Source organism: Methanoculleus formosensis (assembly GCF_025384765.1).
In the GTDB taxonomy this organism is placed as follows: Archaea; Halobacteriota; Methanomicrobia; order Methanomicrobiales; family Methanoculleaceae; genus Methanoculleus; species Methanoculleus formosensis.
In genome coordinates, this window is sequence record NZ_VHLL01000004.1 from 1 (window position 1) to 18,043 (window position 18,043).

Annotated in this window: 33 protein-coding genes; 17 read left to right on the plus strand and 16 right to left on the minus strand. The window is 55.7% G+C overall.

All coding sequences use genetic code 11. The features are described 5' to 3' along the window. Positions 1 to 161 precede the first annotated feature (161 nt). Both FKB36_RS08035 and FKB36_RS08040 read left to right on the plus strand, forming a co-directional pair. Positions 162 to 323, plus strand: coding sequence for a hypothetical protein (locus tag FKB36_RS08035; protein WP_261597550.1), 162 nt, complete (start codon positions 162 to 164; stop codon positions 321 to 323). A 117-nt stretch (positions 324 to 440) separates the two neighbouring features. Then, the gene (locus FKB36_RS08040) at positions 441 to 965 is read left to right on the plus strand and encodes a zinc ribbon domain-containing protein (protein WP_261597551.1); all 525 of its coding nucleotides are present in this window, start codon (positions 441 to 443) and stop codon (positions 963 to 965) included. Between the two features lie 174 nt (positions 966 to 1,139). Here FKB36_RS08040 and FKB36_RS08045 read toward each other — a convergent pair whose 3' ends face one another. Then, the gene (locus tag FKB36_RS08045; RefSeq protein ID WP_067073362.1) at positions 1,140 to 1,367 is read right to left on the minus strand and encodes a type II toxin-antitoxin system HicB family antitoxin; all 228 of its coding nucleotides are present in this window, start codon (positions 1,365 to 1,367) and stop codon (positions 1,140 to 1,142) included. 567 nt (positions 1,368 to 1,934) lie between these two features. Between FKB36_RS08045 and FKB36_RS08050 the strand changes: the two genes are divergently transcribed. Together FKB36_RS08050 and FKB36_RS08055 are read left to right on the plus strand one after the other, a co-directional pair. Further along, complete coding sequence (locus FKB36_RS08050) at positions 1,935 to 2,225, plus strand: nucleotidyltransferase family protein (protein ID WP_261597552.1); 291 nt, start codon at positions 1,935 to 1,937, stop codon at positions 2,223 to 2,225. Positions 2,226 to 2,417: 192 nt separating this feature from the next. After that, positions 2,418 to 2,618: a type II toxin-antitoxin system HicB family antitoxin gene (locus FKB36_RS08055; RefSeq protein ID WP_261597761.1), complete on the plus strand. Its 201-nt coding sequence runs from the start codon at positions 2,418 to 2,420 to the stop codon at positions 2,616 to 2,618. A gap of 242 nt (positions 2,619 to 2,860) precedes the next feature. Here the strand turns inward: FKB36_RS08055 and FKB36_RS08060 are convergent, their stop codons facing one another. The 4 genes from FKB36_RS08060 to FKB36_RS08075 form a co-directional block, all read right to left on the minus strand. Next, positions 2,861 to 3,193 (minus strand): hypothetical protein, encoded by a 333-nt coding sequence (locus tag FKB36_RS08060; protein ID WP_261597553.1) that lies wholly within the window; start codon positions 3,191 to 3,193, stop codon positions 2,861 to 2,863. Then, positions 3,190 to 3,411, minus strand: a complete 222-nt coding sequence (locus FKB36_RS08065; protein WP_261597554.1) for a hypothetical protein — start codon at positions 3,409 to 3,411, stop codon at positions 3,190 to 3,192. Before FKB36_RS08065 ends, FKB36_RS08060 begins: the two co-directional genes overlap by 4 nt. A gap of 186 nt (positions 3,412 to 3,597) precedes the next feature. Continuing rightward, complete coding sequence (locus FKB36_RS08070) at positions 3,598 to 4,062, minus strand: HEPN domain-containing protein (protein ID WP_261597555.1); 465 nt, start codon at positions 4,060 to 4,062, stop codon at positions 3,598 to 3,600. A 602-nt stretch (positions 4,063 to 4,664) separates the two neighbouring features. Continuing rightward, a complete protein-coding gene (locus tag FKB36_RS08075; RefSeq protein WP_261597763.1) occupies positions 4,665 to 4,964 on the minus strand; it encodes a hypothetical protein in 300 nt (99 codons plus the stop codon). A gap of 37 nt (positions 4,965 to 5,001) precedes the next feature. Here FKB36_RS08075 and FKB36_RS08080 point away from each other — a divergent pair, with 37 nt between their 5' ends. Next, positions 5,002 to 5,199, plus strand: coding sequence for a nucleotidyltransferase family protein (locus FKB36_RS08080; protein WP_315901829.1), 198 nt, complete (start codon positions 5,002 to 5,004; stop codon positions 5,197 to 5,199). Between the two features lie 82 nt (positions 5,200 to 5,281). Here FKB36_RS08080 and FKB36_RS08085 read toward each other — a convergent pair whose 3' ends face one another. The 5 genes from FKB36_RS08085 to FKB36_RS08105 all read right to left on the minus strand — a co-directional run bounded on the left by FKB36_RS08085 (position 5,282) and on the right by FKB36_RS08105 (position 7,596). Beyond that, entirely contained in the window at positions 5,282 to 5,890 is a 609-nt protein-coding gene (locus tag FKB36_RS08085; protein WP_261597556.1) for a hypothetical protein, read from the minus strand. Between the two features lie 19 nt (positions 5,891 to 5,909). Next, complete coding sequence (locus FKB36_RS08090; protein ID WP_261597557.1) at positions 5,910 to 6,122, minus strand: hypothetical protein; 213 nt, start codon at positions 6,120 to 6,122, stop codon at positions 5,910 to 5,912. A 213-nt stretch (positions 6,123 to 6,335) separates the two neighbouring features. Then, the gene (locus tag FKB36_RS13415; protein WP_390895701.1) at positions 6,336 to 6,434 is read right to left on the minus strand and encodes a type II toxin-antitoxin system RelE family toxin; all 99 of its coding nucleotides are present in this window, start codon (positions 6,432 to 6,434) and stop codon (positions 6,336 to 6,338) included. A gap of 168 nt (positions 6,435 to 6,602) precedes the next feature. After that, on the minus strand, positions 6,603 to 6,833 hold the full coding sequence (locus FKB36_RS08100; protein WP_261597558.1) for a DUF7557 family protein: 231 nt from the start codon (positions 6,831 to 6,833) through the stop codon (positions 6,603 to 6,605). A gap of 550 nt (positions 6,834 to 7,383) precedes the next feature. Beyond that, positions 7,384 to 7,596, minus strand: coding sequence for a type II toxin-antitoxin system HicB family antitoxin (locus FKB36_RS08105; RefSeq protein WP_261597559.1), 213 nt, complete (start codon positions 7,594 to 7,596; stop codon positions 7,384 to 7,386). Positions 7,597 to 7,869: 273 nt separating this feature from the next. Between FKB36_RS08105 and FKB36_RS08110 the strand changes: the two genes are divergently transcribed. Beyond that, on the plus strand, positions 7,870 to 8,097 hold the full coding sequence (locus FKB36_RS08110) for a hypothetical protein (protein ID WP_261597560.1): 228 nt from the start codon (positions 7,870 to 7,872) through the stop codon (positions 8,095 to 8,097). Here the strand turns inward: FKB36_RS08110 and FKB36_RS08115 are convergent, their stop codons facing one another. Beyond that, positions 8,098 to 8,403, minus strand: a complete 306-nt coding sequence (locus tag FKB36_RS08115) for a type II toxin-antitoxin system RelE family toxin (RefSeq protein ID WP_261597561.1) — start codon at positions 8,401 to 8,403, stop codon at positions 8,098 to 8,100. A gap of 958 nt (positions 8,404 to 9,361) precedes the next feature. Here FKB36_RS08115 and FKB36_RS08120 point away from each other — a divergent pair. The 3 genes from FKB36_RS08120 to FKB36_RS08130 all read left to right on the plus strand — a co-directional run bounded on the left by FKB36_RS08120 (position 9,362) and on the right by FKB36_RS08130 (position 11,438). Next, positions 9,362 to 9,793 carry a type IV pilin N-terminal domain-containing protein gene (locus tag FKB36_RS08120; protein ID WP_261597562.1) on the plus strand — a complete coding sequence of 144 codons (432 nt, stop codon included), beginning with the start codon at positions 9,362 to 9,364 and terminating at the stop codon, positions 9,791 to 9,793. 154 nt (positions 9,794 to 9,947) lie between these two features. Then, complete coding sequence (locus tag FKB36_RS08125) at positions 9,948 to 10,259, plus strand: hypothetical protein (RefSeq protein WP_261597563.1); 312 nt, start codon at positions 9,948 to 9,950, stop codon at positions 10,257 to 10,259. Between the two features lie 681 nt (positions 10,260 to 10,940). After that, a complete protein-coding gene (locus FKB36_RS08130; RefSeq protein ID WP_261597564.1) occupies positions 10,941 to 11,438 on the plus strand; it encodes a hypothetical protein in 498 nt (165 codons plus the stop codon). 200 nt (positions 11,439 to 11,638) lie between these two features. Here the strand turns inward: FKB36_RS08130 and FKB36_RS08135 are convergent, their stop codons facing one another. Further along, complete coding sequence (locus FKB36_RS08135) at positions 11,639 to 12,397, minus strand: DUF3800 domain-containing protein (RefSeq protein ID WP_261597565.1); 759 nt, start codon at positions 12,395 to 12,397, stop codon at positions 11,639 to 11,641. A gap of 179 nt (positions 12,398 to 12,576) precedes the next feature. Between FKB36_RS08135 and FKB36_RS08140 the strand changes: the two genes are divergently transcribed. Continuing rightward, complete coding sequence (locus FKB36_RS08140; protein ID WP_261597566.1) at positions 12,577 to 12,777, plus strand: hypothetical protein; 201 nt, start codon at positions 12,577 to 12,579, stop codon at positions 12,775 to 12,777. Positions 12,778 to 13,003: 226 nt separating this feature from the next. Here FKB36_RS08140 and FKB36_RS08145 read toward each other — a convergent pair whose 3' ends face one another. Continuing rightward, complete coding sequence (locus FKB36_RS08145) at positions 13,004 to 13,174, minus strand: hypothetical protein (RefSeq protein ID WP_261597567.1); 171 nt, start codon at positions 13,172 to 13,174, stop codon at positions 13,004 to 13,006. 33 nt (positions 13,175 to 13,207) lie between these two features. On the opposite strand from FKB36_RS08145, the gene FKB36_RS08150 reads away from it, so the two are divergent. The 6 genes from FKB36_RS08150 (at position 13,208) to FKB36_RS08170 (ending at position 15,639) form a co-directional block, all read left to right on the plus strand. Next, positions 13,208 to 13,447 carry a hypothetical protein gene (locus FKB36_RS08150; protein ID WP_261597568.1) on the plus strand — a complete coding sequence of 80 codons (240 nt, stop codon included), beginning with the start codon at positions 13,208 to 13,210 and terminating at the stop codon, positions 13,445 to 13,447. After that, complete coding sequence (locus FKB36_RS08155) at positions 13,444 to 13,707, plus strand: type II toxin-antitoxin system RelE family toxin (RefSeq protein ID WP_261597569.1); 264 nt, start codon at positions 13,444 to 13,446, stop codon at positions 13,705 to 13,707. The genes FKB36_RS08150 and FKB36_RS08155 overlap by 4 nt, the downstream gene beginning before the upstream one ends. 102 nt (positions 13,708 to 13,809) lie before the next feature. Next, positions 13,810 to 13,926 (plus strand): hypothetical protein, encoded by a 117-nt coding sequence (locus tag FKB36_RS13420; RefSeq protein ID WP_390895705.1) that lies wholly within the window; start codon positions 13,810 to 13,812, stop codon positions 13,924 to 13,926. A gap of 253 nt (positions 13,927 to 14,179) precedes the next feature. Beyond that, positions 14,180 to 14,725, plus strand: coding sequence for a nucleotidyltransferase domain-containing protein (locus tag FKB36_RS08160; protein ID WP_261597570.1), 546 nt, complete (start codon positions 14,180 to 14,182; stop codon positions 14,723 to 14,725). Beyond that, positions 14,722 to 15,030, plus strand: a complete 309-nt coding sequence (locus FKB36_RS08165) for a hypothetical protein (protein WP_261597571.1) — start codon at positions 14,722 to 14,724, stop codon at positions 15,028 to 15,030. Before FKB36_RS08160 ends, FKB36_RS08165 begins: the two co-directional genes overlap by 4 nt. 300 nt (positions 15,031 to 15,330) lie before the next feature. After that, positions 15,331 to 15,639 (plus strand): hypothetical protein, encoded by a 309-nt coding sequence (locus tag FKB36_RS08170; protein WP_256713007.1) that lies wholly within the window; start codon positions 15,331 to 15,333, stop codon positions 15,637 to 15,639. 70 nt (positions 15,640 to 15,709) lie between these two features. Here FKB36_RS08170 and FKB36_RS08175 read toward each other — a convergent pair whose 3' ends face one another. The 3 genes from FKB36_RS08175 to FKB36_RS08185 form a co-directional block, all read right to left on the minus strand. Next, positions 15,710 to 16,828 carry a PDDEXK nuclease domain-containing protein gene (locus FKB36_RS08175; RefSeq protein ID WP_218600643.1) on the minus strand — a complete coding sequence of 373 codons (1,119 nt, stop codon included), beginning with the start codon at positions 16,826 to 16,828 and terminating at the stop codon, positions 15,710 to 15,712. A gap of 91 nt (positions 16,829 to 16,919) precedes the next feature. Next, positions 16,920 to 17,123 (minus strand): hypothetical protein, encoded by a 204-nt coding sequence (locus tag FKB36_RS08180; RefSeq protein ID WP_074370365.1) that lies wholly within the window; start codon positions 17,121 to 17,123, stop codon positions 16,920 to 16,922. Continuing rightward, entirely contained in the window at positions 17,117 to 17,383 is a 267-nt protein-coding gene (locus FKB36_RS08185) for an AbrB/MazE/SpoVT family DNA-binding domain-containing protein (protein ID WP_074370364.1), read from the minus strand. The genes FKB36_RS08180 and FKB36_RS08185 overlap by 7 nt, the downstream gene beginning before the upstream one ends. A gap of 419 nt (positions 17,384 to 17,802) precedes the next feature. Between FKB36_RS08185 and FKB36_RS08190 the strand changes: the two genes are divergently transcribed. After that, a complete protein-coding gene (locus FKB36_RS08190) occupies positions 17,803 to 18,006 on the plus strand; it encodes a hypothetical protein (RefSeq protein WP_074370363.1) in 204 nt (67 codons plus the stop codon). Positions 18,007 to 18,043: the final 37 nt, after the last annotated feature.

Below are 18,043 nucleotides of genomic sequence, written 5' to 3' on the forward strand. Positions count from 1 at the left end.
AGGTCGTCTTCTTGCTTTTGGCAAAAGGCATGAGGGGACGCCTGCAAACGATATAAATCTTTCGTTTTTGTGCGGGTTTCCGGGTTCGGCAGAGAATATGCTGGTTCGAAAATTAGCGAAGTACTGAGTCTGCGGACGATACCGACGGGAGCATTTCCATCGTGATCGACGGCGCGGCAACGGCGGTCCGGGAGACCTTCGCGGATATTCGGGTGGCCGAGCCCTACCTTGAGGGCTACGCCCGGGCGCTCCAGCGCGACGCGGTGCTCGTGCACGGCGCAGGCGGCAGGATGACAATCCAATTCCCGCCCCGGAAGAGATAGACGGCGGCCCGCTCCGCGAGCGTTTACGGGTGCGCCGCGTCTTTTTTGCGAATATTTACCCCCTATGCAACCGTTTTGCTTATTGACAGCATTTTATCGCTAAAAGGAGATTGTAGAATGACAGACGGGATACGTACATGCCAGAGCTGCGGGATGCCGATGAGCGCGGTTGAGCAGTTCGGGACGGAAACGGACGGCGCACTCTCGAAGGACTACTGCACCTACTGCTACCGGGACGGGGCGTTCACGGCGCCCGATATCACCATCGATGAGATGGCGAAGGTTGGCGGGGAGATGATGGCGCAGATGTACACGATTCCTCCCGAGAAGGCGGTGGCGTTCACGAAGGACCAGATCTCGTGCCTGAAGCGGTGGGCGGGGAGGGAGATTCCCCTCTGCGAGAGCTGCGGGATGCCCCTTGCCCGCGACGAAGACGCCGGGACGGAGGCGGACGGGTCGCTCTCGGTGAGATACTGCACCTACTGTTACCGCGACGGGGGGTTCACGGAACCCGGTCTGACGCGGGAGGAGGCGGTCGAGCAGTACGCGCCGATGATGGCCGAGAACCTCGGGATGCCGCTTGAGAAGGCGAAGGAGATGGTGGGCTACTACCTCTCGACGCTGCCGCGGTGGCGGGAGTAAGACCGGCGAATTGCCCCAGGCTCACCGGGGCGGGGAAATTCCGTCCCATTTTACTCCCATAGGATAAATTACGAGAGATACAGAAATTCTGAGGCGTAGCGCTGGTGCCGGGAGCGGTTGTTGAGACCCTCGCCGGGCCGCCGCTGAACCTCTACAGGCTTCGGAACGCCCTGCTCATGCCGCGCTTTTGGAGACCCGGACCCTGCCGATGATCAGGTCTTCCTCCAGGGGAACACCCTGCCCCTCCTGTCGCAACGCTTCCACGTGCCCCTCGATCGCTTCTCTGATGTTTTCCATCGTCTCCTCGACCGTCTCTCCCTGGGAGTAGCATCCAGGAAGTGCCGGGACTTCCGCCCAGAACCCTCCTTCTTCAGCCTTCTGGATCACAACTGTAAACTCCATTTTAACGCTCCACTTTAAAGTAGTTCAAGAAACTCTTTCTCAGTTAAACCGGCCTTCTTTATTGCCGCCATGAGAAGCCCGATCTTTAACTCCTTCGACCAGGGCAATGTAATGATCGCCCCGGAGGGCATTTTTATATTGAGGTCATCCCAAAAAGATCTCCGAACCTTCGGTATACCCTAACCGGAGCCCTTAATTCCCAGGTATTCGCCATCTGAGCTACATCCTGAGCCAGGGGGATGAAACGGCTTCCCATTGGGTATCGCCACTCGGGGGAGGGTCCGGGAGGGGATGTCCCCCTCCCGGTAACGGTGTTTTGGGACAACTTCATTGACATGATCGCCCTTTCCCTGCCGCATCACCCCACCTGCCCGCACAAAGGCCCGCACCGCCTCGTGACCTTTGATCCCCCGGAGTCTGCTCACGCCAATCCTCTATTCTGTAGTGGCCCCACTGCAGGATATGCATTTCGTTGCTGGCGGATCAGCGCATCTCTGGTCGTTACCAAACTCCCGGGAGAACTCTTATATCCCCCGGTCCATAAGATCGATACAGGAGAGGGACGGATTGAGTTTGTGTGCCGACCTGCTTGAGCGGCGGGAAGAGATCCTTAGAGTCGCAGCCGGACACGGCGCCCGCAGGGTCAGGGTCTTCGGGTCGGTGGCCCGGGACGAGGAGACCCCGGAGAGCGACCTCGATCTCCTCGTCGAGTTCGAGCCGGGGAGGAGTCTCCTCGATCACATTGCTCTCGCTCAAGACTTGAAAGACCTGCTCGGCCGCGAGGTCGACGTGGTGACCGAAGCGGGACTCCGGGAGCGGATCCGCTCAGGGGTCTTACGGGAGGCGTGGGCTCTATGAGAGACGATCGTGAACGGGTGCTGGATATCATAGCCCTTGCCTGCGGTCGGATGACTCGCGGGGTCAGGCCCTTGAGCCCCGTATGATTCGGCATCGGGGATGATGATCCGCGGAACTCCTCTATAATGCCGTAGACAATTCTCCGGTGGAGGGATCGATTTGTCAGATACTCGTCTCCGCTATACGGTCCTTGTGGAGCAAAATGAGGATGGAGGATACACCGTGACGGTGCCATCCCTCCCGGGGTGCGTCAGCGAAGGGGCTACCTGGGAAGAGGCGCTGGCAGAGATCGAAGAGGCGATCTCGGGGTACATCGAGGTGGCCAGGAAGCTCGGTAAGCCCATTCCAGTCGAGATTTCCGTCCCCCTGAATACGAGCCATGCGGGGGTCTGAGACTCCCGAGAACCACCGGCGAGAAGGTAGTCAAAGCCTTGCGAGCGGCCGGTTTTGAAATGGTCGGCATCCGGGGCAGCCACCATTTACTTTTACCATGCACACCGTGACGTGATTGTTACCGGCGCGTATCAGGGCACCGGCACCGGGAAAGCAGCCCGTCCTTACAGAAAAAAGAGCAGCCCGGTTGACATACTTGACACTTATAACCCGAATCACCAGGACGGCCCGGGAGGTTGCACTCAGTATCCGAACCGGCGATCGTAGCCGGTGTGGTCCAGCCACTCGATGATGACCGCGCTTACATCGTCATCGCGGATTACGGTATACATGAGCCGCCACGAACGGGTGAGATTATACTTCCAGAGATTCTTCAGCGGCCCGTATTTCTTGTGGTAGTCTTTCGGGATCAACTTCTTTGGCACCTGGATCCCGCAGAAGGCATCTGCCGCGATTCGGCCGAGAGCCCGGACCAGCAGTTCAGCTAGCCGACGTTCCTCGGGATCCTGGGAGGCCTGAAGAGCCAGGAAGGCCTCCCGCACCTGCTCGTCTGCAAAATAGATCCGACACTTCATCGGAACCGCAAGTCTTCGCGCATTGCATACTTCCGGACCATATCTGGGTCGTGAATCCAGCAGATGGTCCCCCGCGAATCGCTTGCTATCTTCCCCGACTCCAGAAGATACTCGATGATCGTCTTGAACGTCTGGTACATCATTTTCTTCGGCAGGTTCTCCCACAAGGCCCGCCGTTTGTATTCGCCACTGTGCTCCTGAATGAACTCTTCAACCATCTGGATCGTGTTGAGCTGGGGACTGTGTGTGCTCGGGTTACACGCTGGCATGAGTGACTTTTAGTTGTATAAGTAAATATAACCATAAGATCTCGACGGCCGAGAAAAATGCTGCCGTGCAGTATGCTCCCCACCAGGACAGATCTCAGCCCTCTCTCCGTGGAATACGCGCCATATGAGGTCGGGTTACTCCTCCGGCGACAGATAACAGTGTTTCCCGATCCGCTGTGTGGAACATTCAACTGGAAATAATGCACCTGAGACATCATAATCTTCCGCACAGATCCGCTCTGCACAAACGACAAAATCCGTTGCCCTGGCGATGACGGAGACCACTTCTTCCCGCATGATGCTCCAGCAGATAGTGTAATCCACCTCTTCCCGGAGTTCTTCGACCAGGTTAAATGCCCTTCCGTGCTCACGAGCGAGTTCACCGGTCTTGACGTACTCCGAGCCGATCGCCGAGATCAGCCCGGCATGAGTCTTTCTACGCCTTTTCGATGCAGAAGAGCAAGGGTTGCAAGATACAATCTCATAGTAGGCTCGATTGATTGAATCTTCGTAATGCCCCTCATCACAGAGGATACGCGCTGCATCGAGGCGCTGGTGCGATTTGACAAAAAACGCCGTTATGACAGACTGGTCGTTCACTTAAACCACCACGCCGTCATGAAGAACATGCCTGATGAAAGGGGTACTGCCGGTGCGCCTGCATAGATCGGCCCGGGAGATGACCTTGACCGAGAGCCGCTCCCCGGAGAGCATCAGCAGGTCGAAAGCAAGTCCCGTGAGGTATTCGCGAGGGCGTTAGTCCTCCCTGGATGTAATCACAAGGATATCAATATCGGAGTCCGGCCGGTCGTCCCCCGTGCCACGGAACTGAAGAGTATGATCGAAGTTGTCCCAAAACACCGCTACCGGGAGGGGGACACCCCCTCCCGGACCCCCCCCCGAGTGGCGATACCCAATGGGAAGCCATTTCATCCCCCTGGCTCAGGATGTGGCTCAGATGGCGGATACCTGGGAATTATGGGCTCCGGTTAGGGTATACCGAAGGTTCGGAGATCTTTTTGGGATGACCTCATCTCTTCTATTGCATCGCCGCACGTCTCTCGTGCGTTTGCCGCGAATTCGTGGACGACCGGCCGCCTGGCCGAAACCATATGATGGAGTTGTTGCGAACGCAGGGCAATAATGAGTACTGATCGAACCTTCACGGCCGGAACTACCCCGGCCGGGTTTTTCTAGGACTCCTATCTCCGGATCCGGGTGGGGGCCGGTACCGGGTCATCCTCACGATCGAGGATGAACGCCTCCTGATTCTCGTACTGGAGGCAGGACACCGGAGCAGCACCTCCCGACAGGGAGACGATGAAGAACCATGGCCGTTCCCGGTCTTCTGCCTTCTCTGGAACGGTGCGGTAGGGGGCGTGCTCCGGGATAAGATTTATAGGTCTGGTGGCGATGTATTTACTACTGGAGATATGAGCCCGGGAACCGACATCTATACCCTTCTCATCCAGAGACGGGACGAAATCCTCACCCTCGCGCACCGAAGGGGGGGCAAAAAACGTTCGGGTCTTCGGGTCCGTGGCGCGGAATGAAGCCCGGGAAGACAGCGATATCGATATCCTGATCCATCTGGATCCCGACCGGAGTCTTCTCGACGTGGGGGGCCTTGCGATGGACCTCTCCCTCCTGCTCGACCGTCCGGTCGATGTTGTGACCGAAGCGGGACTCCGGGAACGGATCCGCTCAAGGGTCCTGCGGGAAGCGCGGGGTCTGTAAGAGACGATCTTTGAGCGGAAGGCACACAGGGCAAGAAATCGGGCATATTAACCGCCGTTTGCGTAATGAGTTTTGCCGGAATTCAGATGAAAATTTGAATCGCATAAATAACAAGAGAAGATATCAGCCCCGTTAACAACCCCACTATGAACTCTTTTGCGGTTATAAATCGATAGGCCTTTGTTTCAAGTTTTTCGAAGTCGTTCACTTTGATCTCATCGATATTCATGAGGATTTTCTTGCCTTCGGTGCATGCAGATTTATATGCAGCAATAGATGGCATGACATCCAACCCTACATTCCTACCTTCGATGGTTCGCGCCTCCTGTGCCTTTGCTCGAAACTGCTGATATCCGGACAGAAGATCGCCTTCTACCATGTTAACGCAAAATTTCCGCTTGTGCTGATTATCCACCAATCTGGCTATGTTTGTATTCATATAGACCCAGAGTAATTTGTAGCAGTCCAGGGTCGCCCTTTGAAGGTGATGATATGCTTTTTCTAGATTTTTGTCCCTTAACTCATCCTCCAGATCTCCGTTGAAATGCTGCATCAGGTGTGAGAAGGCGTACTCTATACTTATTAGGACTTCTTGAGGCTTATTGACAATAAAACCGGTTAGATCCGAATACGCCGGGATGAATTCATTGTGAAAAAAGGAGACGATCTCAGCGATATCTCTCGGTGGCATGATATTCTGATCAGAAAGGTTATCTGAGGGCCGTCTCGACAAGCCCGTCGATGTCGTAACTTTTCACGTTGAGAACGTTTCCAGCTCTATCCGTTATGCTGCTGGAAGCGGCTACCACGTTCAGTTTCACCCCGGTCTTCTCCTCAACGCAGGCGTCCACCTCCTCGATCGATCTAAGCCTGGCAATATTGACCCCGTACTTCTCCTCAAAATAGACTGTTTTTCGTACCATGGACACGACCAACCCTGTAACAGTATCGAACCCGGAGTCACCAACCTGCTTGATGGTGAATTCTGGTTCAGGTTACATCCTTGTATAATTACTGAGGGCATATACTTTTCGACATTCATCGAGGTTCGGCGGGTTCGAGCGGATAGGAACTACCACGGCCCGGCAGAGGCTTTCTCCGGGGTGACCTATTCGCTCCGCAGTTTTCGGGACGCATCAATACTTCCGATAGACGTTACTCCGGTCTCCGACCTCGATCACGGTGATGGTCATCACCCCGTTCTCGATGGCGAGAATGATCCGGTACGGCCCCACACGATGAGAATACAGCGGGCTACTCTGGTGTCCTTTCAGTTTTTTGACATAAACGGGGAAACGGTTCTTCTGCGAGAGAGGTTAATTCGTCTTTGATCCGTTTTCCATCAGACTTCGGGAGATGTTTCAGATCACGTTCCGCTCCGCGGGTGAATTCGATTCGCCAGATCATTCCAGACCCAGTTCCTGAGCGATCTCCTCAAGTGAGCGGCAGCGACCGGCCCGCATGTCTGCAAGCCCTTCTTCGATACGCTGTAGCGTCTCTTCGGAGAGCGGTTCCGGATCGAATAGTATGTCCATGATGCGGTTGAGCGTCTCGTCGTCACTCTCCTGAGGGTGAGCTTTCAAGGCGTCCAGACGGGACTTGGTCTCCGGTTGAAGCTGGATCGTCGTGGACATGATAAACCATAGATTCATGAGGGGTATAAGGATTTTGGGTATGATCCGGGAAGGGGATCTGCTATCACCGACACCACTCCTATCCTGAGCGACCGGATGAGGGGATCCTCTCCGGGATCACCGTCCGGGAATCCAAGACGTTCCTCTCCGGTGAACGGGGTTAGCCGGGCATCCCTATCATTGCCGATCTTCATCGTTCTGCAGCGCCCGGCGTGATCCACGTCATTGCTCCGCGCCACGGCTCGCAGTCAGGACCGCTATACCACTGACCCGGGCGGCGCACGTCCCGGTCAACGAACCAGGAGTCTACCGGGCTTTAGCCCGGGGAAAGTGTTAAATGGCTCTGGCAGGCGGGTAGGCGTCGTAGGAGACTCATTCAAGAAAAATTGCAATCGTGTCTACAGGTGCCGGGCGAAATCTTCAGGATCGATCCGTGCCAGCCTCAGGACACCCCGAAGAGTGCCGATCTTGAGTTCTTTGTGGAGCGGGACAACCGTTCCAACCTTCCCTTCGGGAGTCTGCTTTGAGAGCCGCACATCCGGAGGCCGGTTTAAGCCCCGGCACCCACAGCCACCTCGAATGTTGTAATGATCGGCCTTCGTCCGCTTTCCAGCGGGAATTCTTCAAGGTACAGTTCTGTTGCTTCTTTGAGGTTGGCCACCGCCTTTTCTACCGTCCTGCCCTGGCTGACGGTACCGACCTCCGGGCACTCAGCTACGTAAATGTCTTCTTCCCTGTACAATACGGCCGTGAATACTCTCATGCGCTCACCGATACAGTATCATCATCTCGAAGGGTGATAATACTGACCGAACCCTAGCACGGAGCTCTTCCGGCGATCGTCGTGTCCCTGAATACCAGCAACGCGGGGAGATGGCGGGCGGTGTGACCCCCCGGTCAGTATTCGTCGCAGAACGGGTTTACTGGATCGTTTTCCGGCAGAACCACACAGGAATGATCGAATGCTTCACGGAATGGGGATCTTTGTACCTGCCTCACAAAGTATATCCTCTTGAAGGGCAGAGACCATTGTACCATGCAGACGATAGAAGTATCCGATATGGTTTACCAGGAAATTCTTTCGCGCAGAAAGGGGAGGGAATCGATTAGCAAGACCCTTGAGCGCGAATTAATGCCAAAATCAAAAACCGTGGTGATCTGTGAAACGGCTGTAAACGTTCAAGGGGTCGATGAGATGGTTCGAAGAACCAACAAAGAGAAAACATACACGTCCCAGGAGCTCCGCGCAAAATACGGAGTTTAATCAGAGTTGGCCATAAATCTGGTGTGCCTTTTCGTATGTTAAAATCTCATGGATCTTTGCGTATCTATCTGGTTTCTCTCCAATAATAGTGTATATCAAAGTGAACCGTCTTTCTATGTGCAGCCTGCATGAACCTGTTTTCGACCCCTTAATTGCTTTTTTGTTGCACTGCGGGTCGTAATCAAAAAGATGTTTGTCCAGGCAGTAATCCACCTTATCCATTATTTTTTTGATATACTTTGCATTGTTGCCCTTCAATTCTCTGAAGAATTTTTCTGCGGTGTGTGTGTATTCCACATGACCCATTCTACCATCTCATCTCTTGTATCGTCTCAATGTACTCCTCTGATGCCATAGAATACCGTCAGTTTTGCATTCGGAAAAATCCCCTTGAAACTCCACGATGACAATGCATGATCGGAGATCAGCCGGGCAAGCGGTGGGTGTACCCGCAGGGCACCCGGGGTAGTGCCCTACGCAACAACTGGTCATCTGAGATCCTATCCAGGTGTTCCCGCTTGCATGCTGGTCCGGGGCACGGCTTTCCATAGGGTATCGCCATGACTGCCCCCGCCCCTTGAGGGGCGGGGGAGGAGCGCTGAAAGCGCGGGTGGGGTGGGGTTGATGAGAGGGGGGTCTTCCTCTCCTCGCGAGCCGCCACGGTCCACGACATAAGGATGTGCTTGAAAGAATTGGTCGAACTCGAGGACAGGCCGGATCCGGCACCAACCTCGTCAAGGAAGAGCGAAAACCGGAACAGGGCTTTATCGAAGCCCAATAATGAAAATTTTCAGTTGAATCCGCCGAGATTGATTATCAGTTATATGCTGGAGCACTACCCGAGAACCCGGCGCCTTCCTCGCCGGCGAGCGGGGTTAGCCAGGCACGGTGCCTTCCTCGCCCTATAGTCCCCGGCGGCGGCCCGCAGGCATCCCTCTCCATAGCGTCTGTACCTGCGCGCCGGCCGGACCCCGCCCTTCTCTGCCTGCCGGAGCACCCACCCACCGCCCCAGGGCGGCGCGCCGGAGGGGGCTATTTTATATATGCCTGCCGATGGATTTGTATTATCCTTGAAACAGCGTTTTGAGCCCGTTGGTTCTTTTCGGAAAATTATGTATGTCATGAAAGATTCTTTCATGCAGCTGGCGGCGGAGGGCATTAAACTATTCTGGAAAGAATCACTCCAATATCTTTATATATCTTGCAAAATCAGTTTATTTTATCGACTGCCTGTCCCATCGGGGCACGGAGTCAAGAGGTGTGTATGATGAACTTCAAGCAGAATGAAGAAGCAGTATCGCCGGTCATCGGGGTCATCCTGATGGTCGCCATCACGGTGATCCTCGCTGCGGTTATTGCGGCGTTTGTGTTCGGAATGGCAGGGAATGTCGGTACGACGAAGAACGTTGCGGCAACGGCAACTCAGGTTGGTAACGACATTATTATCACCTATCAGGGCGGTCCCGATCACAATGCTGTGATGAACTTAACGGTTATTGGTTCGGATGGGGTAACTTACTACTACGACAATGAGCCCCCGACCAACCTAGTAGCCGCCATCGACAGCACTGTGAAACCCACCGTCGGCGCAACCATGAAACTAGTGGACAACGGCACAACAAGTAAAGATCACATTGTTGCTGCAGCTATCTTTGACGACGGCACAACTCAGGTTATTCTAGATACCAACCTGTGATGTTCCGAAACATACTCTCTTTTTCCTTCACAAGCCAGTTCACGCGCGGAATCCGGTAGCAGATCTCTGCCGAAAGGTTATCTTTCTCCTATTGAGTGATCTATTGCTCTAGGAGATCTATATCCATGAGATTAACCCTACAATTATCTAGACCGTGGCAATACACGCCGGGAATAGGAGCTACCTCATCGTCAGGCGGGAGGATTACTACGAGGCATTCAGAAAACCCCTTGCCCTCCTCACCGCCGGCGGTGCCGCCGCTTACCTCCTCTCCTGCATCGCCCAGTACAGCCCCACCCTCCACGGCCCGGCGGGGTTTGCCGTCCCGGTCGGGGTGCCCCTCATCCTTGCCGTAGCATGGTATGTCATGAAGGTGGAGGACGACGATGAATTGGAGGATGATGGGGAAGAGGAGGAATACGGGGAAGAGGAGGAATACGGGGAAGAGACGGATGAGGAGGAGTAACACTCCTTTCTTTTTCCTCTGACGAGAACATCTCTAGTTCGCCCTATCCGCTTGCTATTGTTTCCACTAACGGTGTGACATGCATCCCTCAGTCACACACAACCCGTGCACGGCTTTCGAGGGAATATCGCCATTGGGGGTGGGGCTGACGGGGAGGGGGGAGCATCCCCCCTCCTCTGTCTCTACTCCGTAAGGCTCTACCTGTGCCCCCCACCCCGCCCGGCCTCCGGCCTCCTCCCCCGCCCCTGGGGGCGGGGGCAGTGCGTGGCGATACCCCCACGGTCCACTGCACCGGGCTTTTTCCTCATTTAAAATGCCTAAACGATTCCGCTAATGGAGCAGAATCCCACATGCAACGGCACAACCACACTCAAAAATCAAAAAACGCCAGTCACCGGGGGTTACCACGGGGAACCCGCTCTCAAACCACCCTATCAACCAATATCCACGGCTCGTTATCGACAAACCTCCCCACGACCACAACCCGCGCCGCGTCCGGTACGACACGCACCTCAAACACCCCGAGCCGGCTCCGCCGCGTTCTTCCAGGTCTCGCCGGTCTCGTTCTTCGCCCTCCTCCTCGCCGGAGTAATCGGCTGCGCCCTCATCCGCCGCAGATCGACCGGGATCGATCAGAGAGACGCACGACTCCTTGCCTTCTTCGCCCTCGCCGCCATCCTCGTGGTGCTCGCCTACGCAAACTCCCTCTCCGGGATGTCGGCAAGCCCCGGTATCATCCCCGACATGCGCTACCTCTCCCCGGCCTACCTCCCCATGCTCGTCATTGGAGTCTATGCCCTGAAGCACGCCGGGATGGATGCCAATGGGGCGCAAGAGGCACTGAGAACGCTCTTCTGGCTCGCGGTCATCGACCTCCCGCTCATCTTCGTCATCCTCCAGGTCATCGCCGGCCAAAACCCCGGCGGGCAGGTCACGTTCATCACGACCCTCACCTACCTCTTCCTCGCCGGGGCCGCGGTGCTCTATGTCGCCGTCCTCGCCCGCCGCGCCTCCCCCCGCCTTCTCGCCTACGCCGTCCCGGTGCTGATGCTCTTCCCCCTCGCCTGGGAACTCATCGTCGACTTCCGGTTCGCCACGAGCTGCTGGGAAGGCTACCACTTCTGGATACCTGTAGTGGAGTATATCTGGTACATCCAGTACGCGATCTTCCCGCTGTGAAGGATGAAAATCCCTAATAGGTTTGTCTCTCATTTCGTTGGGGGCGTTCTGGAAAACCCCGCCGAAAGGACAGAAGCAACTCCTCGATAAGCTTATATATCATACATACATACCATGCACTGTAGTGAGTAAATCCTTCCTGAAAAGGATGAGGCCGCCTTGAGGCGGGTGGGACAAAGTAAGGAAGGGGTCACTATTTTCTACTTTTGGCGGCCTTTGAAATAATCAAGGACAACCGTTATATTTCCTTCGATGATGTGATAGTGATCTGCCATGGGCGCATGTCCTCTATAATGTCTATGGATTGCTCCTGCTATGAAATCAACTGCCTGTACGCAGAGGTTCTGCTTCGAATCAACATGGGTTACTTCTAATTGATAGTTTCCCGTGTGATACGAATTGTCTCGATCCAGAGAGCGATATATAAGGTATTTGTCGAACTCTGCCCGGCTCACTCCATCAAGAGACTTATCTATGATCACATTAATTTCATGGGAAAATCCGTACTTCGAGATTATATTTGCAACAAGCGAGCCTGTGAGATAATTATACAGTATCTGACGGTTATTCCTTAGATTATCGTAAACCTGTTCTTTCCTGAGAACCACATATGCAATTTCAATCTCTGTTTTTGAAAAATCCTCTAAAATACGCCTCCTGTACGTATCATCTGTATTGTGATATTTGAGTTCTGCAATATTTTTGTACTTCTTTGGGAGTTTTCTCATGGTTCGTTTCATACAGGTCCTACATTTTTGAACCTGTTCCGGGCCCTGTGCGATTATTGCTGCGATGATAAAGTAGGGAGAGAGCTCTCCAGTAAATCCAAGATCCCCGGATTCGTCGATGTAGATATTAACTCCCCTGGGGGAGGGCATGATCTCTGGTATAATTATCACCTCAGAAAACAGCCGTGGGCTGCCGAAGATACGAATTCTGTAAAAATACTGGTGTTTCAACAATTAAACTCTTTACGATTGTTTCCAGACTGGACGGTTGAAATGCGGAACAAAACAGAAGTTCAGGTCACCAAAAGGCAGATCCTGAAGGTCTGCCTGCAACGGGGGCTCCCGATCACGAACCTCTGGAAGTGCTGTGGTCCGTAGTATCTACCGTTATTTTCCTGTCCGGTGCTGCGGTGCTGTATGTCGCCGTCCTCGCCCGCCGGACCTCCCCCCGCCTCCTTGCCTACGCCGTCCCGGTGCTAATGCTCTTCCCCCTCGCCTGGGAACTCGTCGTCGACTTCCGGTTCGCCACGAGTTGCTGGGAAGGCTACCACTTCTGGATACCTGTAGTGGAGTATATCTGGTACATCCAGTACGCGATCTTCCCGCTCTGAGGGCCAGCCGGGAGGGCGAAGAACGAGGCGGTGGCCTCACCCCGCCTCCTCGAAGGGCGCCCGGCGGCAGCCTCCCGGCATAATGGTTACCAGGGGTGTGGATGGGTATGCGGTTCGGCGGCGGCATATCATCCGGTATGCCCGACAAGACGACCCCAATTACCATCAATATCCTCAAATCCGACCGGAACCGTCTGGGTGAACTCTGCCGTTACCCGAATGAGCCCTACCGGCTATCGTTCGCCGACTGCTGGACCAGAGCGGCGACCCCGAACTCCGGAGTCCGGGGGCACTCACCAGCATCCAGGCATCGCTCGACGATATCCGGCGGGGCTGTGACGCACGAGGCGCTGAAACGGGACCTGAGGAGCGTGACCCCCCACTCCCCCATAGCCACGCTTTTATATTATATAATGACCCATAACTCGTTATGCCCGAGGACACAACCACGATCGAGATCACCAGATCCGACCGGGACCGGCTGGAGAGCCTGCGCCGCTACCCCAGAGAGCCATACCGGACCATAGTCCGCCGGCTGCTGGACCAGAGCGAGGACCCCGAGCCCCTGAGCCCTGAGACGATCGCCGACATCCAGGCGTCGCTTGATGAGATCAGGCGGGGCGAGTTTGTGACACACGAAGAATTGAAGCGGGATCTGGGGATCGAGTGAGATACTCGCTCATTTACTCGAAAAGAGCCCGGCATAAATTAAAGCGCCTCCCAAAGGAGACTGCCGCCCGGATGATCGGGGCGCTTGAACTGCTGGCTGAAGAGGAATCTCCACACCTGCAGGTGAAGCGCCTGACGAACTCACCGCTATTCTCCCTGCGGGTAGGGGTGTACCGGGTGATCCTGGCGTTCGAGCACCAACAACTCGTTATTATGGCAGTCGATCTCGATCATCGAAAGAATGCCTACGATAACCTGTGAGATACCTCTGATGCTCATGCCCTCGAACCCGTACCGGGACCCGGACAATCGAGGCCCCTCCACCGGAATAAGCAAGCGCCCGGGAGAAAACACCCAGGACTCATCGCCCGTGTGTTTCGTGAACTGGGCTTGATCGAGCAATGGGGTAGCGGGTTTCGCCGTATTCTGGACGAGAGAAGCAGAACCTGCCTGAGCCTGTGCTCGAAGAGATCGGGATGAAAGTTCGGTTTACTACTTTTCTCACGGAGGATAGCTCACTCAGGATTAAACCCGAAGCCATAGGGGAAGCTGAGAAATATGTAACCGAACGTGTAACCGAACATGTAAAGCGTCTTATGATCTGTTTGGAGGAGAGGCCATCAGGAACAAAAGATGCGATGCAATGCCCGGGACTCAGTCACCGCCCCACATTTCTGTATGATCGCGTGTTCCACAATACATTAGTATATTGAACAATCATTCAATATATTGTATGCTCCGCGAGTTCGAGACGTTCGTCGGGTTCCGGATCCTCGCCTGGTTCCTCACCCACCCAACCGGCGAGATCCACATCAATAAACTCGCCCGGGAGATCGGAGTCAGCCCGGGAAGCGTCAAATCGTATGCCGACGCCTTCGAGCGCGACGGTCTGATCACCGCCACGCGCCTCGGCACCGCAAGGCTCCTCTCCCTCGACAACGACTCCTTTGCTGTCCGGGAGTTGAAGCGGGCCTGCATGGCCCTCCTCCTCGTCCGGGCCGGCATCGAGGACCTCGCGCCCGAAAGCATCGCGGTCGCGGTCTACGGGAGCACTGCGGCGGGGACCTATGATGAGCAGAGCGACGTCGACATCCTGATCATCGGCGATGAGAGCCAGGTCGATCACGGCCGGGTGCCGGCACTGGAGGCGGAAAGTGATCGAGAAGTGCAGTTGACGATCGTCCCCTACTACCGGTGGGAACAGATGAAAGAGGAGGGCGATCCGTTTGTCGCGAGCGTCCTGCAAAACCACATGCTTGTTACGGGGACCGCACTATGAGGTGGCAGGATTGTGTCGACCGCGGCCTCATCCGTGCCGACCCTAAAAACGCCGACGGTATTCTCCGGCAAGAGTCTCCAATGCTCCGCGGTCTCAGAGCCTGTGGTGCTCTCCTTCTCATCGTTGCAGTTATCTATTCTGTCGCCAGACGGCAGAAGGGCTATGCGTTATACGGAAATTCGCACTCCTTGCAGGAGAGGCAGAGGTGGCGCCTATCGTGCCGCCTGTATCGCGTTCTGAAAGCAAAGGATGAGAATACGGAAGACGAACCCGACGACGACGAAGAGATAGAGAGAGAAGAATAAAGGGTAAAGGGATTGTCGTTATCCCCCGCCGAGTGCCTTCACGATCACCGCCACCATCCCGCCTCCCAGCCTCTTCCCTCACCCGGTGAGCTCAACCTCGCCTGCAGCAAGGGGCCGGCAGCAGAGCCTGCCGCTGTGGACGTCCCTCATGACGACATCGATCTGCCACCGTAACGGCGTTCACCAACCTCATCCAGGCCGTCATCAACGACAACCCCTTCGGGTGCGTCGGGTATACGACCTAAGCCAGCGAGACCATCGCCCCGATCGTCCGGAACCGCGAGCACTACACCTTGATGAGTGAACTTCCTCAACGACGAGGGCAAGAAGGTCGGGACCGTCTCCCTGCAGTCCCCCTCGATCGCTGCGTATGAGGCGAACGCCGCGGAGGCCCTCGCCAACGCGACCTTCGCAACCGCGATGGGCGGAGTGGCCGAGCGCGACAACGCCCGCGAGTCCTACTACGCTCAGCTCAAGTGCCACGACCCGTCCAGTGACGACTACTACGTCACCTTCACCCGGAAGACCGTCCGGCTCTCGTCCTACCAGGACGACGCGATCAAAGGCAGGGTCGAGACCTGGGCCGACGCCGTCCCCGCGCTGGACTGAGAGGGCTTTTGCCCCCTCTCGATCTCAGCCCCGTGCGACCCTGGTGAACCCGGTCAGCATCATCATGCGATCACTCTGTCTCCGGCGTGTCTTTCGACCATTCGATCAGTCTTTTCTTGAGTTCCTCTTTTGAGGGAAGATAGACCTGATACCGGGAAGCGTAGACATTGGCGTCTTTCGGGAGAGTGAGCTCTACCAGTGCGTCGTTCTTGATTTTGCACAGGATGATCCCGACGGTCGGGTTTTCGTCATCGAGTTTGACTTCCCTGTCATAGTAGTTGACATACATTTGCATCTGGCCGAGGTCGCTGTGGGAAATCTTTCCAATTTTGAGGTCGATCAGGACGTAACACCGGAGGATACGATTGTAGAAGACGAGGTCTACGAAGTAGTGGTCGGCATCGAAGGTAAGCCGCTTCTGTCGCGCTTCGAAGAGGAACCCTTTGCCTAGCTCAAGGAGAAACGTCTCCAGTTTGTCGATGATGGCCGATTCGAGATCGATCTCTCTGTAGCTGACCTTCTCGTCAAGGCCGAGAAATTCAAGAACATATGGGTCTTTGAGCATATCCTGTGGCTTCTCAATGACGTGGCCGGTGCGGGCGAGGGCTCTCACACCGCTCCTGTCCCGGCTGAGCGCAAGCCGCTCATACAGGCCGGTGTTGAACTGCCGTTTGAGTTCCGAGAGCGACCAGCGGTTCTGTTGAGCCTCGATCTCGTAGAACCGGCGCTCTTCCCGGTGGCCGATGTTCATCAGGAAGACGTAGTGAGACCAGCTGAGAGCAACCCAGGGGGTGAATTGCGCAGACAGTGTTTGCGCAATTGGTTGCCCGGCAGAAACGGCCGTATCGGACCCGTCGGGCACTGTCTGAGGAGTCAACTCACGGTATTCAAGGTAAAATCGGCGCATATACTCAAGATTTCTTTTGGAAAACCCTCTCCCAAACTCTTCGGTCAGCTGGCGTGAAAGCTCCTGCATGGTCTGTTTCCCATACCCCGCCTTCGGCTTCCCTTGCTGCTCATGTTCGACGATCCGCCTGCCGATCTCGAAGTTGGTGACGACCTGTATCGAGTTGACGTTCTGTGCTACGGCCAGGCGGGCTTTCTGGACGATATCCCGGATCTCCCTGATGAGAGGAGAGATGACTATTTCCAGCTCTCTTCCGGCCGTTCTTCCTGCTGGCTTTTCCAATGTATCTCCTCCTCTATCCGTTCCCGTTCAAGACAGGCGGTTGAGGCTCCATCGGGGCCAGGCCCCGGGATTGTCTCGTTCGAGGTCCTCATCAGCGTATGCCGGGGGATCTTGCCCCGAACAGTTCCTCCCACTGGCATCGCCGGTCTCGCCCCATGAATAGGAGATCGGGAGGAGAACCGATAAACGTGGCGGTGAGATACCCTCTGTTCCCGATGACGGATGCGGTTATCCTGCCGTCACGGATCTTCTTGATCGTCCTCTCAAAGGACGCGCCGTAGGCAACGGTCACCATGATTCAAGATCACGAACAAAATCGGCATGGTCCTTCTTGACAAATTTGCCCTCTTTAAATTCCTGGAGCGCTCGTTCTGTCCTTTCTGCAAAGAGGATATCCTCTTTCAGCTCCGGCTCCAGTTCATCAAGCGGTTTTACGATAAAGCGGTCCCCCTCCCTGACGATGAGCAGTTGTGTACCCTCAGGAAACCCCCTCCGCATGAATGCCGGAATGACAATCTGCCCCTTTGAACTCAGTCTGGTGATACCGATATCCATAGATCCTCGTAAGATATGTCTTACTCGATCCCATATGAGGTTTTGCATGGCACCAGGCACACCCTTCAGGAACTCGTGAGCGGCCGCCCGCTCGCAGGGTTGGAGAAGCAGGCGTGTTCTTCCATCTAGAGGCTGCCCGCCCCGAAGTCGGCGGTCATCACAAGTTCGCCCAAAACAGTTTGCGAATTTCCGGTTACCATATGGGGCTTCCGCCACCAGGACCATAGCCGGGGTCAGGACGCGGACCTTCGCCCGACAACGCCTTCCTCCTCACCCCAGCGGCCGGGTGCGCCCTCTCCTGGCTCGCGGTCATCGACCTCCCGCTCATCTTCGTCGTCCTCCAGGTCATCGCCGGCCGGAGCCTCGCCGGGCAGGTCACGTTCGTCACGACCCTCACCTACCTCTTCCTCGCCGGGACAGTGGTGCTCTATGTCGCCGTCCTCGCCCGCCGCGCCTCCCCCCGCCTCCTCGCCTACGCCGTCCCGGTGCTGATGCTCTTCCCGCTCGCCTGGGAACTCGTCGTCGACTTCCGGTTCGCGACGGCCTGCTGGGAGGGGTATCACTTCTGGCTACCGGTGGTGCAGTACATCTGGTACATCCAGTACGCGATCTTCCCGCTCTGAAGGGCGGGAAGGTCTCCGCGCCGGACCCCCTCTTGCA

Bases quoted from the DNA above. Each gene is read 5' to 3' on its own strand.
- FKB36_RS08040 (WP_261597551.1), top strand. From the start codon at position 441: ATGACAGACGGGATACGTACATGCCAGAGCTGCGGGATGCCGATGAGC.
- FKB36_RS08045 (WP_067073362.1), bottom strand. From the start codon at position 1,367: ATGGAGTTTACAGTTGTGATCCAGAAGGCTGAAGAAGGAGGGTTCTGG.
- FKB36_RS08060 (WP_261597553.1), bottom strand. From the start codon at position 3,193: ATGAAGTGTCGGATCTATTTTGCAGACGAGCAGGTGCGGGAGGCCTTC.
- FKB36_RS08065 (WP_261597554.1), bottom strand. From the start codon at position 3,411: ATGGTTGAAGAGTTCATTCAGGAGCACAGTGGCGAATACAAACGGCGG.
- FKB36_RS08085 (WP_261597556.1), bottom strand. From the start codon at position 5,890: ATGCCACCGAGAGATATCGCTGAGATCGTCTCCTTTTTTCACAATGAA.
- FKB36_RS08090 (WP_261597557.1), bottom strand. From the start codon at position 6,122: ATGGTACGAAAAACAGTCTATTTTGAGGAGAAGTACGGGGTCAATATT.
- FKB36_RS08100 (WP_261597558.1), bottom strand. From the start codon at position 6,833: ATGTCCACGACGATCCAGCTTCAACCGGAGACCAAGTCCCGTCTGGAC.
- FKB36_RS08105 (WP_261597559.1), bottom strand. From the start codon at position 7,596: ATGAGAGTATTCACGGCCGTATTGTACAGGGAAGAAGACATTTACGTA.
- FKB36_RS08110 (WP_261597560.1), top strand. From the start codon at position 7,870: ATGCAGACGATAGAAGTATCCGATATGGTTTACCAGGAAATTCTTTCG.
- FKB36_RS08115 (WP_261597561.1), bottom strand. From the start codon at position 8,403: ATGGGTCATGTGGAATACACACACACCGCAGAAAAATTCTTCAGAGAA.
- FKB36_RS08120 (WP_261597562.1), top strand. From the start codon at position 9,362: ATGATGAACTTCAAGCAGAATGAAGAAGCAGTATCGCCGGTCATCGGG.
- FKB36_RS08150 (WP_261597568.1), top strand. From the start codon at position 13,208: ATGCCCGAGGACACAACCACGATCGAGATCACCAGATCCGACCGGGAC.
- FKB36_RS08160 (WP_261597570.1), top strand. From the start codon at position 14,180: ATGCTCCGCGAGTTCGAGACGTTCGTCGGGTTCCGGATCCTCGCCTGG.
- FKB36_RS08165 (WP_261597571.1), top strand. From the start codon at position 14,722: ATGAGGTGGCAGGATTGTGTCGACCGCGGCCTCATCCGTGCCGACCCT.
- FKB36_RS08180 (WP_074370365.1), bottom strand. From the start codon at position 17,123: ATGGTGACCGTTGCCTACGGCGCGTCCTTTGAGAGGACGATCAAGAAG.
- FKB36_RS08185 (WP_074370364.1), bottom strand. From the start codon at position 17,383: ATGGATATCGGTATCACCAGACTGAGTTCAAAGGGGCAGATTGTCATT.